This is a genomic window from Flavobacterium difficile (assembly GCF_011392115.1).
GTDB classification, from domain to species: domain Bacteria; phylum Bacteroidota; class Bacteroidia; order Flavobacteriales; family Flavobacteriaceae; genus Flavobacterium; species Flavobacterium difficile.
This window is the reverse complement of the sequence record NZ_JAAJBT010000001.1, coordinates 453,131-468,328: the sequence shown is the minus strand read 5'-3', so window position 1 is coordinate 468,328 and position 15,198 is coordinate 453,131. Positions and strand designations below refer to the sequence as shown.

Here is a 15,198-nt window from a genome sequence, read left to right as displayed (position 1 = left end):
TATTTCTAACGGACTGCAAATGTATGTAATTTATTTATTAATCAAAACTTTTTTAAATCTTTTTTTCAATTAACTGTGTGCTCTTAACTTTTCTTTTCTTTTTACCAATAAACGCTCTAAAGATTCTACAGCTAAATCTGCTGCTTCTTCAAAAGTCCTACTTTGCTTTTTCACAATAAAATCATCTCCAGGAACTAACACTTTTAATTCGACAATTTTATTTTCTTTTTCACTTATATTTTCAACTTTTAAAAATACGTCTGAAGAAACTACTTTATCATAATATTTTTCTAGCTTAGTCATTCTCTCATCTATAAAATCAACTAGTTTTTTGTCGATATTAAAATTAACCGCGTGAACATTAACTTTCATAATAATTGGTATTTAATTAAACATTTCTTATTTGTTCCTTGGATGCGCATTGTTGTACACTTTTTTAAGTTCAGATAAACTACTATGAGTATAAATCTGAGTAGATGACAAACTAGCATGACCAAGCAACTCTTTAACTGAATTTAAATCTGCACCGTTATTTAACAAATGTGTTGCAAACGAATGCCTAAGAACGTGGGGACTTTTTTTTACCTTTTCAGATACAGTACTAAAGTAATCATTTATTAATCGATATACAAACGTTTCACTTATTTTATTTCCTTTTTTAGACAATATTAACTTTTCTTTGTTAACAATTATTTCAAGTTCATTTCGTTTTATTAAATATAAAGTAACAATTTCTAAAGTCGAAAGCAACAAAGGAAGAATTCTTTCTTTATTTCTTTTTCCCAAAACCTTGATGGTTTTTCCGGAAAAATCTATAGAACTGACTTCTAAATTTATTAATTCTGCACGACGCATTCCTGTAGAATATAACAATTCTACAACTAACCTATTTCGAACACTATCAAAATCCGAATCTAAAAATTGCGTTTCAAACAATTGATTAATTTCTTTCTCTGAAAATGGAATTTGTACTTGCTTGGGTGTTTTTAAAGATTTGTGTTTTACAAAAGGATTGATTTCAATTTGTTTCGTTTTTAACAGAAATTTGTAAAAGGATTTTAAGGATGCCATTTTTCTGTTTATGGAAGAAGGAGCCATTTCAGAATCTGATAAGTAAACAATCCAACTTCTAATCAATGGATAATTCACTTCTTCTAATTTACAAGAATTGTGGTTTTCATTTAAAAAAAGTTGAAACGATACAATATCATTATAATATGCTTTCACAGTAAGCAGTGAATATTTTTTCTCTTTTTCGAGATATTCTGTATGTGACTGTAAATTATTACGCATAAAAAAACCGTTAGACACAAATTTATAATTTATAATCTAACGGTTCTAGTATTTAATCAAAAAATGATCGATTAACTTTCTAATTGATCTCTCAAGTTTTGGATGTAAGCTGCTTTTTGAATTTTGATTCTGTTTGTCACAGAAGGCTTAATAAAAGCTTGACGTGCACGTAACTGACGAACAGTTCCTGTTTTATCAAATTTTCTTTTATAGCGCTTTAATGCTCTATCGATATTTTCTCCGTCTTTAATTGGTATAATTAACATAATATTGACACCTCCTCTCGTTAAGGGTGCAAAAGTATATATTTATTTTGAATAGTCAATTATAAATTGTGAATTATTTTTTAAAACAAAAAACCAAGTAACAATCTCTCATTACTTGGTTTTTTGAATTTATTTAAGATTAAAACAACAAAATTATTTTTTTACCGCTGGTTGATAATTTTGTTTGTCGATGATCATTTTTGATAAAATCTCTTTTAAAATCTCAGAAGTTCCACCACCAATTGGCCCCAAACGACTATCTCTTAATAAACGTGCTAATGGATATTCTTCCATATAACCGTAACCACCAAGCATTTGTAAACAATCGTAAATTGCTAAATCAGCCACTTTTGTTGATTTTAATTTCGCCATTGTAGCTTCTTTCACCACATATTCGCCTTTATCTAATCTGGCAGTTGCAGCGTAATTGAAAAGTTTACAATGTTCTACTTCTGTAGCGTGTTCTACCATAGTATGGCGTAACGCTTGGAAAGAATTTATTTTAGTTCCAAAAGCTTCACGTTGCGACATATATTCAATAGTATAATCAATAGCATATTCAGCTCTTGCATGTGCATTGATTGCCATAATTAATCTTTCGAAAGCAAAATGTTGCATGATGTATGGAAACCCTTTTCCTTCTTCACCCATTAAATTTTCTAATGGAATTTCTACATTATCAAAGGCAATTTCAGCAGTATCTGATGCTCTCCAGCCTAACTTATCTAGTTTAGTTGCAGAGATTCCTTTTGTTTTTGTGTCTACTAAAAATATACTAATTCCTTTATTACCTAATTCTGGATTCGTTTTTGCCGCTACCACATAGTAATCTGCATAAACACCATTTGTGATAAACGTTTTAGAACCGTTAATAACAAATTTATCGCCTTGTTTTACAGCAGTGGTTCTCATTCCGGCAACATCGCTTCCTCCAAATGGTTCTGTAACACATAAAGCTCCAATTTTCTGACCTAAAATACTTGGCGCTAAATATTCTTGCTTGATTCTTTCATCACCTTCTGCATTTAAATGTGTCATTGCTAAATAGGCATGAGCCCACATAGCAGCGGCAAATCCTGAAGATTTAATCTTTTGAAGTTCTTCTAAAAAAACAACGGTGTAAAATAAATCTAAATTTAAACCTCCATACGCTTCTGGATAGTTGATTCCGAAAAAGCCCATTTCGCCAAATTTCTCCCAAATGAAGCGTTCAATTGTTCCCGTCTTTTCCCATTTTTCAATGTGAGGTACAACTTCTTTTTGTAAAAAATCTTGTAAACTTTTTCTAAACAATTCGTGTTCTTCTGTAAAGTATAATGAATTCATATATATAAGCCTTTTATATTGATTTTTATTAATTTAATTTAAAAATCCAAATATACGGCGATTATTTTTAATTTTTCAACAGGAAATTGCTTAACATTTGTTAAATCTTCAATACTCTTAATTTCCCCATTCATACTTCTATACGTTACAATGTTTTTTGCTAATGTGTAATTGAAATAAGGAAACTGTTGCAATTCTTTAATTGTCAATTCATTAATTTTATATTTCTTCAAATTATCCAAAGATTTTACCTGAAATTTTTTATTCAAATCTTCTATAGCCTCTGGCGAAATTCCCCAAATATAACTGAGTTGTTCCATATCAGAAAAACCACCAAACTTTTCTCTCTCTGCGATTATTTTAAGAGCTAACTTTTCTCCTATCATAAAAACTTTCTCTAATTCGAATTGACTAGCTGTATTGATATCTTGAACTGTTATTTTAACTTCTTTTTTCTCAAATTTTTGATACTTATTTTCAAAGTTAGAAGGATATTTATTAGCCGATTTATTAGTCACCCAGTCTGGAAACTTAAAATAGGGCGCATATTTTTTCATCCAATCATTAGAAACACCAGTTAATTTTTGAAATTCGGATTTGGAATTCACATATTTATTTTGCTTTCTTAGCTTGTGAAGCTTATCAATTTGTTCAACAGTCATTCCTAATTTATAACCTTTATAATCAGAAATAAAATTCGGATTAAACGGATATATTTTAGTTGCATTTTCTTGAGTAACTTTTTTTAAACTATCAATTCCGTTTTGTTGTTTTAGCCAGTTTTCATCTTCTTGGAAAGTACTATTCCCAATATTAGCATAATGATTATTAAACAAATAGAAACCTACTTGCGTCACTCCTATTAGAGCTAGCAAAATGGCAATACCGAAATAATGCCCTTTAGAAAATTTTATCATGGATTTTTTTATAAATCAAACACAGAACTGCGCTTGGTGTAAATCATATCTTTTAATTTTAACAAAAAAGCCAATGTTAAATAAAATCCGAATCCCAAACCTACTGTAATAAAAGAGATGTACACGAAAAACAAGCGTACTTGAGTAGCGCGCATACCAAGCCTATCGGCCAAACGTGAAGCTACATAAAATCCGTTTTTCTCGAAAAAATGAAGTAAATTATACATTTCTAATTTATAAAGGATAAAGATACTTAGTTTTTTAACAATTGCAAAGCCACAGCACATTTGAGGCATTTATTTTTATTACAAAATTCGTTTTTAAGTTCTAGCAACGATTGAGATTGAAAAGCATTAGTAGCTTTCACATCAAATGCTAAAAACTTAGACACGATTGTATTTTTTTCTGAAGGAATAGTTTCTAAAAGATGAATCAATTCTTCGATATTTAGTTGTCCTTGACTTTTAGAAAAGCTAAACTTTATTGGAATTATAGTATTAACTATCAACAAATCGATGAATTGAGACGTTAATCTTTTGGTTTTTTCTTTGCTACATTTTGAAAAAGTATAATGTTTTTTCCAATATAAGGAAGTTTCACTTTTAAGTAATTGTTTGAGTTCTTCATATGAGTTAGCAAGTATTATTTGAGAAAATAAATTTTGCTTAGTTGAAATAAGATGAACCAATTGTGACAAACGTATAGTTGGAAAATTATCGGGGCGTAATTTAAAAAACTGAGGTTCTAACCCGAATTCTTCTTGAATGTGGTATTTAATCTTTAAAAACTCCCAATTGCTTTTTAACTTCAAATAGTAGTCATCATATAAATCTTCTTCTAACATATTTAGCTTTCCAAAAAACAAAGCCTCTAGCTTTTCTATTTCAAAACTTTCTTTTCTAATAATTATATACGGGATAGATTGTGCTAATTGCAAAAAGGAATCGCCATTAGTGTTAAGTCCGAAATTTTTGGCTAACATTTCAAAAAATACTGCTTCCCAATCGTAATTTGTTGCTTCCAATCTTTCGTCAATTAAAGCAGATTTTCTTTCTAATCTATTAATGAATAAAGTTTCTAACCAATTGTTCCATACAAATGTATCTGTTGAAGCAATTTCATTTTCGCAATTAATCCATGTTTTAGATGTAGTTAAAGCTTTATAAGAATGAATATCGGATAGCGCTACGTATTTTTTTAATTCTAACGTTGGAATTTCAGAGTTATCTTTTCTAAAAACGGGCATGTCATTTTCCCAAACAACATGTAAAATAACATTATCATACTTACTGTCATTTTCATGATTGTGTGCATACCAATCTGAAGATTTGATATGAATTTCAATATTTCCTGCCCATTTTTGTTGGTTTATGGAAATTTGAGCATTAAAAATATCTGGACCGGCATTTTGCAAATACTGTCCGAAATGATTGATTTCTAAACTTTCGTTAAGATGAGTTTGAAGTTGAGTAAATGGTAGTTTCTTATTTACCCATAAATAATGGAGAAATTCTTCATGCATGGCGAATAAAATTTAATTTTGGCTTATAATAAAAACAAATATAAAAAAAACGGATAACAATTTGCTATCCGTTTTTAAAATTTTTGATTTATTTTTTTTCTATTTAATAGAACTAATAATATCGTGTTTGGTAATGATATGGTGTTTTCCGTTTCCTAAATCTACTAAAACAGCTTGGTTGTCTTTATTGATGAGTTTAGAAACTTCATCCACGGAAGCAGCTGCTGATACAACAGGAAAAGGTTTCCCCATTACATCTTTAATAGGTAAATCTGCAATGTCTTTATTTTCGAAATAACTTCTGAACAAATCTGATTCATCTAGACTTCCAACGAAACCAGTTGTATCGATAACGGGAATTTGAGAAATTTTATATTTTTTTAATCTTTCAATGGCATGAGAAACCAATTCTTCAGTACGAACAATTACTAAGGGTTTGTCTTTGTGATCTTTGATTAAATCTTCTGCTTTTGTTATTTCTTCCTCTAAGAATCCACGTTCGCGCATCCATTCGTCGTTATACATTTTACCTACGTATCTACTTCCTGAATCGTGAAATAAAACTACTACAACATCTTCTGGTTTGAAATGTTCTTTTAACTGTAACAATCCTTTAACCGCAGCACCAGCAGAATTCCCACAGAAAATCCCTTCTTCTAAAGCTAATTTACGTGTATAAACGGCAGCATCTTTGTCTGTTACTTTTGTAAAACCATCGATAAGAGAAAAATCTACATTTTTAGGTAGAATGTCTTCTCCAATTCCTTCTGTAATGTAGGAATAAATTTCATTTTCATCGAAAATTCCGGTTTCATGGTATTTTTTAAAAACCGAACCATACGTATCAATTCCCCAAATTTTAATGTTTGGATTTTTTTCTTTTAAATATTTAGCCACACCAGAAATTGTTCCACCAGTTCCTACTCCAACAATAAAATGGGTGATTTTCCCTTCCGTTTGTTCCCAGATTTCAGGACCAGTTTGTTCGTAATGTGCCGTTGCATTACTTGGGTTATCGTATTGATTGACATACCAAGAATTAGGAATTTCTTCACCTAATCTTTTAGAAACAGAATAATATGAACGAGGATCTGTTGGCTCTACGTCTGTTGGACAAACAATAACTTTCGCACCAACTGCACGTAAAATATCTGCCTTTTCTTTAGATTGTTTATCGGAAATTACAAAAATGCATTTATAACCTTTAACAATTGCGGCTAAAGCTAAGCCCATTCCTGTATTACCAGAAGTACCTTCGATAATTGTTCCTCCAGGTTTTAACCTGCCGTCGGCTTCTGCATCTTCAACCATTTTAACAGCCATTCTGTCTTTAACTGAATTACCTGGATTAAAGATTTCCAATTTACCTAAAACCAAACAAGGAATTTCTGCTGCAATTTTATTTAATTTAACTATTGGAGTATTTCCGATAGTTTCTAATATGTTTTTTGCGTACTTCATTTTTAAATCTATTAAGGGCTACAAAATTAGTTTTTTTTGCATCAGCTTTCAAGTTTGCTGTTGAAAAGTTTTAGAAAAATCCGTTTATAAAGAAAATTTTCATTTAGAAAGCGAACTGCGTGAGTGATGGTAACGGCATCTCCCGATTTTTCATCGGGAATATAGTGGACAGCACGACCTGAAAGGGCACGCCCAATTATTATTTAAAGAAATTCCACTCTAATCCGAAACGCACATGAAAATCTCTAAAGGGATAATTAGGTGCGTTGTAATAATCTACTTTTTTGGTAAAAAGAGCGTTTAGATGTTCGGCCTTTAGGTAAATTCTACATTGTTGAACACGAGCATTCACGAAAAAATCTAAAACTGGAAAATTTCCAACTTTGGTAGTATTTTGAACAAAAAACTCTCCCAGAACAGGCATATAATCGTTAGCGTAATATTCACTAAAATAATTCACTGTAACTCCAGTTTGTAACAACATGGCCTTTTTAAAAACTTTGTTGGTATAATACAACGTATTACGAAGAATGAAATAAGGTAAATTTAAAATTTTATCGTCCTGTTGTACTTCTTGAAAAGTGATACGATTGTCTAAAGCCCAATTTTTATATTTAATTTCTTTAGCAAGATTTAGACTTAAGTATTGAATTGATTTATTGTATTGGAAAGGTTTTACTACTAAACTATCTATATTTATGTTTGTATTGAAGAAATACAAATGGTCGTTAAGATTTGTAAATTTTAATGAAGCTTCAAACCACTTGTTTTTTGTTTCTGCGGATAGAATACTTATTTTTTCATTTTTAAAAGGTGAATCCCAATTGTAATTATCATAATCACTAACCATAAAAACAAAGATATTATCTGGAAGTTTACTTGTTTGTTGGGCAGAAATTTTAACAAAATTATCCTCCGAAAAATCATATTTAGCGGTTGCTTCGTAATTTGATGTTGGCTGATTTAAAATTGCATTTTGTACTAAAACATTGAAATTCCATTTTTTAGCAGAAAACTCATATTGACCACCGACAGAATTAATAGATCTTTTAAGATTGTAATTAGCAGATGGATTAAAAGACACATCACTTTGATCTATCTTATATAGCTGATTAAAAGAATAATCATCTATAAAAAAATTAATTTGACCTAAATTTTTAGTATTGAAACTCAAAGCTACTTTATTATAAAAAACATTGAAACGAGTTTTATCGTTTATATTGGAAAATATAGAGTTTCCTAATCTTGAACTTTTTGTAGTTTGTAAGAACTCATAAAATTTACTTTCGTAATAGGTTTGATGTTTGATTTGTAAAGAATTTCGTTTATTAAAAAGGTAAGATTGCTCTAAAAAATAACGATTCCCTTTTAATTTTGAGGATGCATCGGTAAAATAGACATCTACTCTTTCACGCTGACTAAAAGAAGTATTAGTTCCATCTAATTGGGAAAGATCTATAATACCACCGTTTTCTTGATTAAATATATCTTGTCCAACAAAATTGGCTTTTAAAAAGTATTTTTTATTAAGAGAATTATAATTCGTGATAAATCTGAAATGTCCAGAGCTTGTTAGATTATTAAAATAATCTCCAATAGAGCGAATGGACTTATATGCTACAGTGAAATTTAAATTTGGTTTTGTATTTACTGAGATAAGTGCATCTAAACTTTGACCTTGACGCATTACCGTTTTAAAATAAATATCCGTCAAAGGAGTTGGTACGGAATAATAGTAAATGTCATCATTTTGTAAGTAAGTACTATGTTTAGCATGAAAACCAAATTGTGGTAAAACAAACTGCTTTTTTTTTGAATAATCTAATTGATTGAACAAATAACCTTCATTAGCAAAAGTAAATAAACCGAAATTGTCTTTTCTAAGATAATTATATTTATATTCATCTTGAATGGTAAGCGAAGTATCAATAAAAACGGTGTCCTTTTGAGTATTAAATGTTTTATATAATTTAATATCGGCTTTAAGTTCATTTACTGTTGTAGTATCAGATTCTTGCGCATTAATAACCACACAAAAAAAACTAAGCAAAATAATTAGGTATCTCATTTTTGTTATTTAAAAAGCAAATGTAATGAGAAATTATGGAAATAAAAAAACCCCGAATAAATCGGGGTTTAAATGTTATAAGCTAATGATTAATATCCAGGATTCTGAATTAATGAACCATTTGCATTGATTTCCTGATTAGGAATTGGTAAAGCTAATTTAGGATTATTAGCAAATGAGAATAATGATGGATTAGCACCAGGATAATTTAAACCAGTTGGAGCATAATCTGCAGGATCTCTATCAAAATTAGTAACACCAGCTAAAGAATATAAACGTTTGATATCAATAAAACGGTGACCTTCAAATGCTAATTCTTTTCTTCTTTCATCAAGAATAGCTTTCCAAGCTTGTTGTGCTGAAGTTAAAACTAAAGCAGCAGGAGGCGTTGTAAATCTGTTATTTGTAATAATTTGTAATTGCGTTGCAACACCAGCAAAGTCACCAGCATTTGCTCTTGCTTCAGCTTTAATAAAATACATTTCAGAGATTCTAACTTGAATAAAATCTGGATTGAAACCATTTGTAGCTGTAGCAGCACCAGCACCACCATGTTTAAAAGGAACTAAAATATCAGAATCTTTTACAGCAGTACTTGTTGCATAACTTGGATCAATTAAAGAACCAGTAGTTCCACCAGCAGGTCTTACAATGATATTTGTTCTTGCATCTGTACCAGGAGCATTAACTAAAGCATTATAAAGAGAACGAGATACTTCATAAAATGGAGAACCATTTCTAGCATTACCTACAGACACCCATCCATTGTGTAAGTTAGCACCTTGTGCATTTTGTTGAACTGTTCTTTTGAATTTATAAATAACTTCAGAAGTTGGTCCATTTGTATGCGTATGGAAAATTGTTGCTAACTGAGTTCTTGGAGCAATTACAACTGAAGAACTTATAACTTGATCAGCAAAAATTTCTGCATTAGCATAATCACCTTTGTAAGCGTAAGCTCTAGCTTTTAAAGCTCTAGCTAAAGTTAAACTTGGTGTAACGTTAACTGAAGCAGCAGCTACTGCAGGTAATGAATTAGTTGTATAAGTAGTAATAGCATCATCTAAATCATTATGAATAAATGCATAAGTATCACCATTTGTAGCTCTTGGAATAACCGCATTGAATGGAAAAACTCTATCAGCAATAACACCAGCTAAAGCAGCGTCATTTTTTAAATCAGTAGAGAAATAAGCCATTACTTTTAAGTGACCTAAAGCTCTTAAAATTTTAGCTTCAGCAACTAATCTTTTAATTAAAGCTTCGTCAGCAGCACTAACTGGAACAATTTCTTCTGCTTGTTCTAAAACAATGTTAATTCTAGCCATAGCAGCCAAATTTGATGACCAAATGTTAGCAGGAGCACCTGAAGAAGGATTTAAGAAAAATAAATAATAAGCATCTGAACCAGCAATACCTTGACCTCCGTTATTGAAACCTGGAACAGCCTCGTCAGTAAAAACAGAAGTGAAAACATACTCATCTCTGTTGGTCATAATATTTTGCGCAGAATTTAACATTCTTTGCATATCACCTGATGTTCTTACAGCAAGATCTACATCTGTAATTACTCCTGGGATAAAAGGGTCTAGCACTTCATCGCTACAAGAAAGTAACAAGAAAAGACCCATAAATAAACTAAAATATTTTTTCATAATTAAATAATTTTAAAATTTAACATCTATACCAAAAGTGTAAATTCTTGGAGTTGGATATTGATAGAAATCAGCAGTTCTTGTACTTTCTGCGTCAAAACCATCCCATTTAGTAAATGTGAATAAGTTTTCAGCTTGAAGAGTGAACGCTAAGTCAGTAATAAATAATTTTTTCAAATTTTTCTTAGGTAATCTGTAACCTAATTGAACATTTCTTAATCTGATGTAAGATGCATCTCTTAAGAATCTGTCAGAATTTCCTTGAGCTGCTAAATTAGTAGCTGACAAAGATGGGATGTTTGTGTTTGTATTAGAAGTAGTCCATGCATTTAACATATCTGAAGACACATTAAATTGACCAATATTTCCTACGTCATATAAATTTTCTTCATCTGTATCAAATCTCCAAACATCGTATACAAATGTAAAAGTAGAAGATGCAAAGAATCCTTTGTAATCAAAATCAAATCCGAAACCTCCTTGATATACTGGGATAAAACTCTTACCAGTCGCTCTTCTGTCAGTTGAAAAAGGATTTTCAGTTGGGTTACCATTGATATCAGCAAATAATAAGTTACCATTTGCAGGATTAACACCTACATAAGGATATACAAACGGCTCATAAATTGAACCACCATTTTGTGTGATTAAAGTATAACCTGCTGTGTTAACATCAAAAATCTTACCATCATTTGTTGTAATACCACCTACAGTGTTTTTGTTGTATGATCCGTTAGCACGTAAAGTAAACTTAAGATCTTTTTCAGGATTGTTAATTAAATCATAAGCGATGTTTAATTCAATACCTTTGTTAGTGATATCAGCTTCTGAATTTTTTCTAATAGTTGAACTACCTACAGCTGCTTGAACAGGAGAGTCTAAGAAAATATCTTCTGTTAATCTGTTGTAGAAATCTAAGTTCATTCTTAATCTTGATTTATACATTTCTAAATCAATACCAACGTTTGAGTTAGTAGTAACTTCCCACTGAACTTCAGGGAAACCTAAACCATAAGTAATACCTTGTTGTCCGTTGTATGTGTTATTTGCAACAGAGAAGTTGTTAGAGAAAGTTGGGTTAACAATACCAGCAAACACAGTACCACCAACAATTCTTTCATTACCTGTTGTACCATAAGAAGCTCTTAATTTTAAGACATCTATATTGTTGAAACCATCCATAAAGCTTTCCTCGTCAATATTCCAACGAGCACCTACAGAGTAAAAAGTACCCCATCTGTAATCTTCAGCAAATCTAGAAGTACCATCTCTTCTAATGTTAGCAGAAATACCATATTTAGATTTGAAGTCATAATCAAAGATACCAAAGTAAGAAACTAAGTCTTGTCTTAATTGTGACGCACTAATTTGTGGAACATAAAAGTCATTTGCCCCTGTATCAGCAACATAACCAGCACCAGTATTAGGTACGAAAGTTAATGGATTTAAACCTCTTTGTCTAAAGTTATTTGTATGTAATCTTGAGTGATTATATTCAAAGTTAGCAGAAGCAAAGAAAGTATGATCGTTGAATTTTTTATTGTACTCTAAAGCAAACAAGTTATTATAGTAAAACTCTCTTCTACTGTTAATATCTTCAAAACCATTAAAGTTACCACCATCTAATGAACTTACACCTGGAGTAGAAGAGAACAATAAAGCATTGAAAGAGTTTGGAAACTCAGCTTGGAAAAATCTGTTAGTTAATAACGTTCCATTCACTTTAGCTCTTGCTGTGAAATCCTTCATAAAGTTGTAAGAGAAATCTGTAGCAACATCAAATCTAGATTCATCAGTTAAGTTTTTGTAAGTTTGTAACTTATCAATAAGCATGATTGGAGTAGCTAATAAACCTGGAGTATTGTTGAAAAAGTCTAATGCAGATTGAGAACCTTGATAAACATCTGGTGATACGTGAGGAGCTGATAAATAAGCACCTAAAGCATAGTTTCTGTTAATAGCACCATCTCCTAAGTTAGTAGCTTCGTTATTTTTAGAATAACCAAAAGCAGTATTAACTTGGAATTTGAATTTTTCGTTTTCAGATTTACCGTTAATGTTATTTCTTAAGTTAAATCTTTGTAAACCTGTAGTTTCAAGTACACCATCTTGACTCATGTAACCTAATGAAGTGAAAGAAGACATCTTTTTAGATGAATTTTCAATACTTAAGTTATGAGATAAAGTTGTAGCTGGTCTAAAGAAATAGTCAACCCAGTCTGTATTAGTAGTGTATGAATCAATTTCTGCATCTGTTAAACCAGCACCAATTCCTACACCTAAACCTTGCTCTAATTTCAATAACTGTTGAGCATTAGCATATCTGTATTTTGGATCTTGTAAAGTTGCAACACCATACTGAGATGAATAACGGAATGTAGTTAAGTTGTTACCAAATTTAGCTTTTCTAGTTTTAACAACAATTACACCATTCGAACCTCTGTTACCATATTGAGAAATTGCAATCGCATCTTTCAATACTGTAACTGACTCAATATCATTAGAGTTAATAGTTCTAAAGTTATCAGCAGTAGTTGGGAAACCATCAATAACATAAAGAGGATCAGAAGAACCGTTGATAGTTGCAAGACCTCTAATAATAACTGATGATTTAGCACCTGGCTGACCAGTTGAAGCAGTAATATTTACCCCTGCTAATTGACCTTGTAAGGTATTGATAGCATTGGCATTTGGTCTGTTTTCAATTGTTTTAGCACTTACTGATGCATCAGCAACGTTAGAAGTTTTCTTTGTAACAGTACGGTAACCCGTAATCTGAACTACTTCAATTTCTGTAGCTGCTTTATTAGCCAACACTACATTTACAACATTACCTGCTCCTACGGTAACTTTTTCAGTGGCTTTGTCTAGAAATGAAATTTCTAAAACATCACCTTGAGCCGCTTTGATAGAGAATTTACCATTCTCATCAGTTTGAGTACCTAATTGTGTACCCGCTATTCTTACAGTAGCACCAGGCAGAGCTGCCCCTTCACTTGTTACTGTACCTGTAACAGTTTTCTGTTGCGCGAAAGAAAACTGCATTGTTAACGCTACTAAAAGCGTAAAAATCCATTTGAACTTCGATCTCATATTAATTTTATTTGAGTTAGTTATTCCGCAAACTTCTTAATAATTTCTTAAATAAACAAATAATAGTTCGTAAAATCATCAATTTAATTGTGTTAAATTTTTTTAGCTAAAAAAAATAGATTGTTGAAACAACTATACATGAGATGCAAAAAAGTGTTAAAGGTTGCGTAAAAATTATTTATTTTTGTAAAAAATATTTTATGTTAAAAAAATGTTACAGCAGTTTTTTAGTAGAGTGTGGTACTGATGAAGCTGGCAGAGGCTGTCTTGCTGGTCCAGTTACTGCTGCAGCTTTAATTTTACATTCTCCTAACTTTAACTTAACTAAAGAAGACAAAAAAATCGAGAAATTACTTTTTAAAAACCTTAACGACTCCAAACAACTTTCCGAAAAAAAACGTTTTGAATTAAGACCTATCTTAGAAAACTTATATGATTTTGCATTTACACATATTTATCCAGAAGAAATTGACGAAATAAATATACTTAATGCTTCTATGAAAGCGATGCAAGAAAGTGTATTGAAACTAAAAACATTACCACAATTCATAATCGTTGATGGAAATAGGCCTTTAAATGGGAAATTGGGGATGAAACAGCAAACAGGCAAAGTATTTAACACCCATGAAATTGAAATTTTAAAACAAATTCCAAATACCTCTATAATTAAAGGTGATGCAAATTATTTAAGCATTGCGGCAGCTTCGATACTAGCCAAAACTTATAGGGATGATTTTATGGATAAAATTCACGATGAATACCCAATGTACAATTGGAAAAAAAACAAAGGTTATCCAACTAAGGAACATAGAGAAGCTATTCAAAAATACGGCATAACAAAATACCACAGAAAAACCTTCAGATTATTTCCTGAACAACTTAGTTTGAATTTAGATGTTTAAATGAAAGAATTTTCAAATAGAGTTGAAAAATGTTTTAGAATTTTTTCTTTTACTTCTTGTTCGTTTATTTCTCTTCCTAACTCTACATGCATAGAGGTTACTGCTTTACCGCGGATTCCACAAGGAATAATATTATCAAAATAACCTAAATCGGCATTTACATTTAAAGCAAAGCCATGCATCGTTACCCAACGAGAAGCACGAACTCCTAAAGCGCATATTTTTCTCGCAAATGGAGTACCAACATCAAACCAAACTCCAGTTTCTCCAGGACTTCTTTCTGTTTGTAATCCGTATTCCGCTAAAGTCAAAATTATAGCTTCTTCTAAAAAACGAAGGTATTTATGTATGTCTGTAAAAAAATTTTCAAGATCTAGTATTGGATAACCAACTATTTGGCCTGGCCCATGATATGTGATATCTCCACCTCTATTTATTTTGTAAAAAGTTGCGCCTTTTTCTTCTAACTGTTTTTCAGAAAGCAATAGGTTTGAAAAATCACCACTTTTACCTAAAGTATAAACATGAGGATGTTCTACATAAAGAAAAAAATTAGGAGTAGCTTCTTGAACCTCCGAATTTCGATTTGAAATTTTCGCATCTACAATTTTCTTAAACAATTCTTCCTGATAATTCCATGTTGCTTTGTAATCTTTGATTCCTAAATCGAAAAGTTGAATTTTTTTATTCATAAT

At 30.9% G+C, this 15,198-nt stretch carries 13 protein-coding genes; 1 reads left to right on the top strand and 12 read right to left on the bottom strand.

Going from position 1 to position 15,198, the window contains the following annotated elements:
* Positions 1 to 69: 69 nt before the first annotated feature.
* The 11 genes from hpf to G4D72_RS01930 form a co-directional block, all read right to left on the bottom strand.
* The gene (gene hpf, locus G4D72_RS01980) at positions 70 to 372 is read right to left on the bottom strand and encodes a ribosome hibernation-promoting factor, HPF/YfiA family (RefSeq protein ID WP_166075911.1); all 303 of its coding nucleotides are present in this window, start codon (positions 370 to 372) and stop codon (positions 70 to 72) included.
* A gap of 27 nt (positions 373 to 399) precedes the next feature.
* Positions 400 to 1,293 (bottom strand): tyrosine-type recombinase/integrase, encoded by an 894-nt coding sequence (locus G4D72_RS01975; protein ID WP_166075910.1) that lies wholly within the window; start codon positions 1,291 to 1,293, stop codon positions 400 to 402.
* Positions 1,294 to 1,364: 71 nt separating this feature from the next.
* Entirely contained in the window at positions 1,365 to 1,559 is a 195-nt protein-coding gene (gene rpsU / locus G4D72_RS01970) for a 30S ribosomal protein S21 (RefSeq protein ID WP_166075909.1), read from the bottom strand.
* Positions 1,560 to 1,712: 153 nt separating this feature from the next.
* Positions 1,713 to 2,885: an acyl-CoA dehydrogenase family protein gene (locus tag G4D72_RS01965; RefSeq protein WP_166075907.1), complete on the bottom strand. Its 1,173-nt coding sequence runs from the start codon at positions 2,883 to 2,885 to the stop codon at positions 1,713 to 1,715.
* Positions 2,886 to 2,923: 38 nt separating this feature from the next.
* Complete coding sequence (locus tag G4D72_RS01960; protein ID WP_166075906.1) at positions 2,924 to 3,802, bottom strand: ComEA family DNA-binding protein; 879 nt, start codon at positions 3,800 to 3,802, stop codon at positions 2,924 to 2,926.
* A gap of 8 nt (positions 3,803 to 3,810) precedes the next feature.
* Positions 3,811 to 4,029 carry a PspC domain-containing protein gene (locus G4D72_RS01955; RefSeq protein ID WP_091309403.1) on the bottom strand — a complete coding sequence of 73 codons (219 nt, stop codon included), beginning with the start codon at positions 4,027 to 4,029 and terminating at the stop codon, positions 3,811 to 3,813.
* Between the two features lie 26 nt (positions 4,030 to 4,055).
* Positions 4,056 to 5,324: a DUF2851 family protein gene (locus G4D72_RS01950; RefSeq protein ID WP_166075905.1), complete on the bottom strand. Its 1,269-nt coding sequence runs from the start codon at positions 5,322 to 5,324 to the stop codon at positions 4,056 to 4,058.
* Between the two features lie 99 nt (positions 5,325 to 5,423).
* Positions 5,424 to 6,785, bottom strand: a complete 1,362-nt coding sequence (locus G4D72_RS01945; protein WP_166075904.1) for a pyridoxal-phosphate dependent enzyme — start codon at positions 6,783 to 6,785, stop codon at positions 5,424 to 5,426.
* Positions 6,786 to 6,984: 199 nt separating this feature from the next.
* Positions 6,985 to 8,853 carry a putative porin gene (locus G4D72_RS01940; RefSeq protein WP_166075903.1) on the bottom strand — a complete coding sequence of 623 codons (1,869 nt, stop codon included), beginning with the start codon at positions 8,851 to 8,853 and terminating at the stop codon, positions 6,985 to 6,987.
* Positions 8,854 to 8,942: 89 nt separating this feature from the next.
* Positions 8,943 to 10,508, bottom strand: a complete 1,566-nt coding sequence (locus G4D72_RS01935; RefSeq protein WP_166075902.1) for a RagB/SusD family nutrient uptake outer membrane protein — start codon at positions 10,506 to 10,508, stop codon at positions 8,943 to 8,945.
* A gap of 12 nt (positions 10,509 to 10,520) precedes the next feature.
* On the bottom strand, positions 10,521 to 13,601 hold the full coding sequence (locus G4D72_RS01930) for a SusC/RagA family TonB-linked outer membrane protein (RefSeq protein ID WP_166075901.1): 3,081 nt from the start codon (positions 13,599 to 13,601) through the stop codon (positions 10,521 to 10,523).
* 200 nt (positions 13,602 to 13,801) lie between these two features.
* Between G4D72_RS01930 and G4D72_RS01925 the strand changes: the two genes are divergently transcribed.
* A complete protein-coding gene (locus G4D72_RS01925; protein ID WP_166075900.1) occupies positions 13,802 to 14,503 on the top strand; it encodes a ribonuclease HII in 702 nt (233 codons plus the stop codon).
* Here the strand turns inward: G4D72_RS01925 and lipB are convergent.
* Complete coding sequence (gene lipB / locus G4D72_RS01920; RefSeq protein ID WP_166075899.1) at positions 14,500 to 15,195, bottom strand: lipoyl(octanoyl) transferase LipB; 696 nt, start codon at positions 15,193 to 15,195, stop codon at positions 14,500 to 14,502. The genes G4D72_RS01925 and lipB overlap by 4 nt on opposite strands.
* Positions 15,196 to 15,198 lie beyond the last annotated feature (3 nt).

Bases quoted from the DNA above. Each gene is read 5' to 3' on its own strand.
- G4D72_RS01965 (WP_166075907.1), bottom strand. From the start codon at position 2,885: ATGAATTCATTATACTTTACAGAAGAACACGAATTGTTTAGAAAAAGT.
- rpsU (WP_166075909.1), bottom strand. From the start codon at position 1,559: ATGTTAATTATACCAATTAAAGACGGAGAAAATATCGATAGAGCATTA.
- G4D72_RS01950 (WP_166075905.1), bottom strand. From the start codon at position 5,324: ATGCATGAAGAATTTCTCCATTATTTATGGGTAAATAAGAAACTACCA.
- G4D72_RS01960 (WP_166075906.1), bottom strand. From the start codon at position 3,802: ATGATAAAATTTTCTAAAGGGCATTATTTCGGTATTGCCATTTTGCTA.
- G4D72_RS01975 (WP_166075910.1), bottom strand. From the start codon at position 1,293: ATGCGTAATAATTTACAGTCACATACAGAATATCTCGAAAAAGAGAAA.
- lipB (WP_166075899.1), bottom strand. From the start codon at position 15,195: ATGAATAAAAAAATTCAACTTTTCGATTTAGGAATCAAAGATTACAAA.
- G4D72_RS01925 (WP_166075900.1), top strand. From the start codon at position 13,802: ATGTTAAAAAAATGTTACAGCAGTTTTTTAGTAGAGTGTGGTACTGAT.
- G4D72_RS01945 (WP_166075904.1), bottom strand. From the start codon at position 6,785: ATGAAGTACGCAAAAAACATATTAGAAACTATCGGAAATACTCCAATA.
- G4D72_RS01935 (WP_166075902.1), bottom strand. From the start codon at position 10,508: ATGAAAAAATATTTTAGTTTATTTATGGGTCTTTTCTTGTTACTTTCT.
- hpf (WP_166075911.1), bottom strand. From the start codon at position 372: ATGAAAGTTAATGTTCACGCGGTTAATTTTAATATCGACAAAAAACTA.
- G4D72_RS01940 (WP_166075903.1), bottom strand. From the start codon at position 8,853: ATGAGATACCTAATTATTTTGCTTAGTTTTTTTTGTGTGGTTATTAAT.
- G4D72_RS01930 (WP_166075901.1), bottom strand. From the start codon at position 13,601: ATGAGATCGAAGTTCAAATGGATTTTTACGCTTTTAGTAGCGTTAACA.
- G4D72_RS01955 (WP_091309403.1), bottom strand. From the start codon at position 4,029: ATGTATAATTTACTTCATTTTTTCGAGAAAAACGGATTTTATGTAGCT.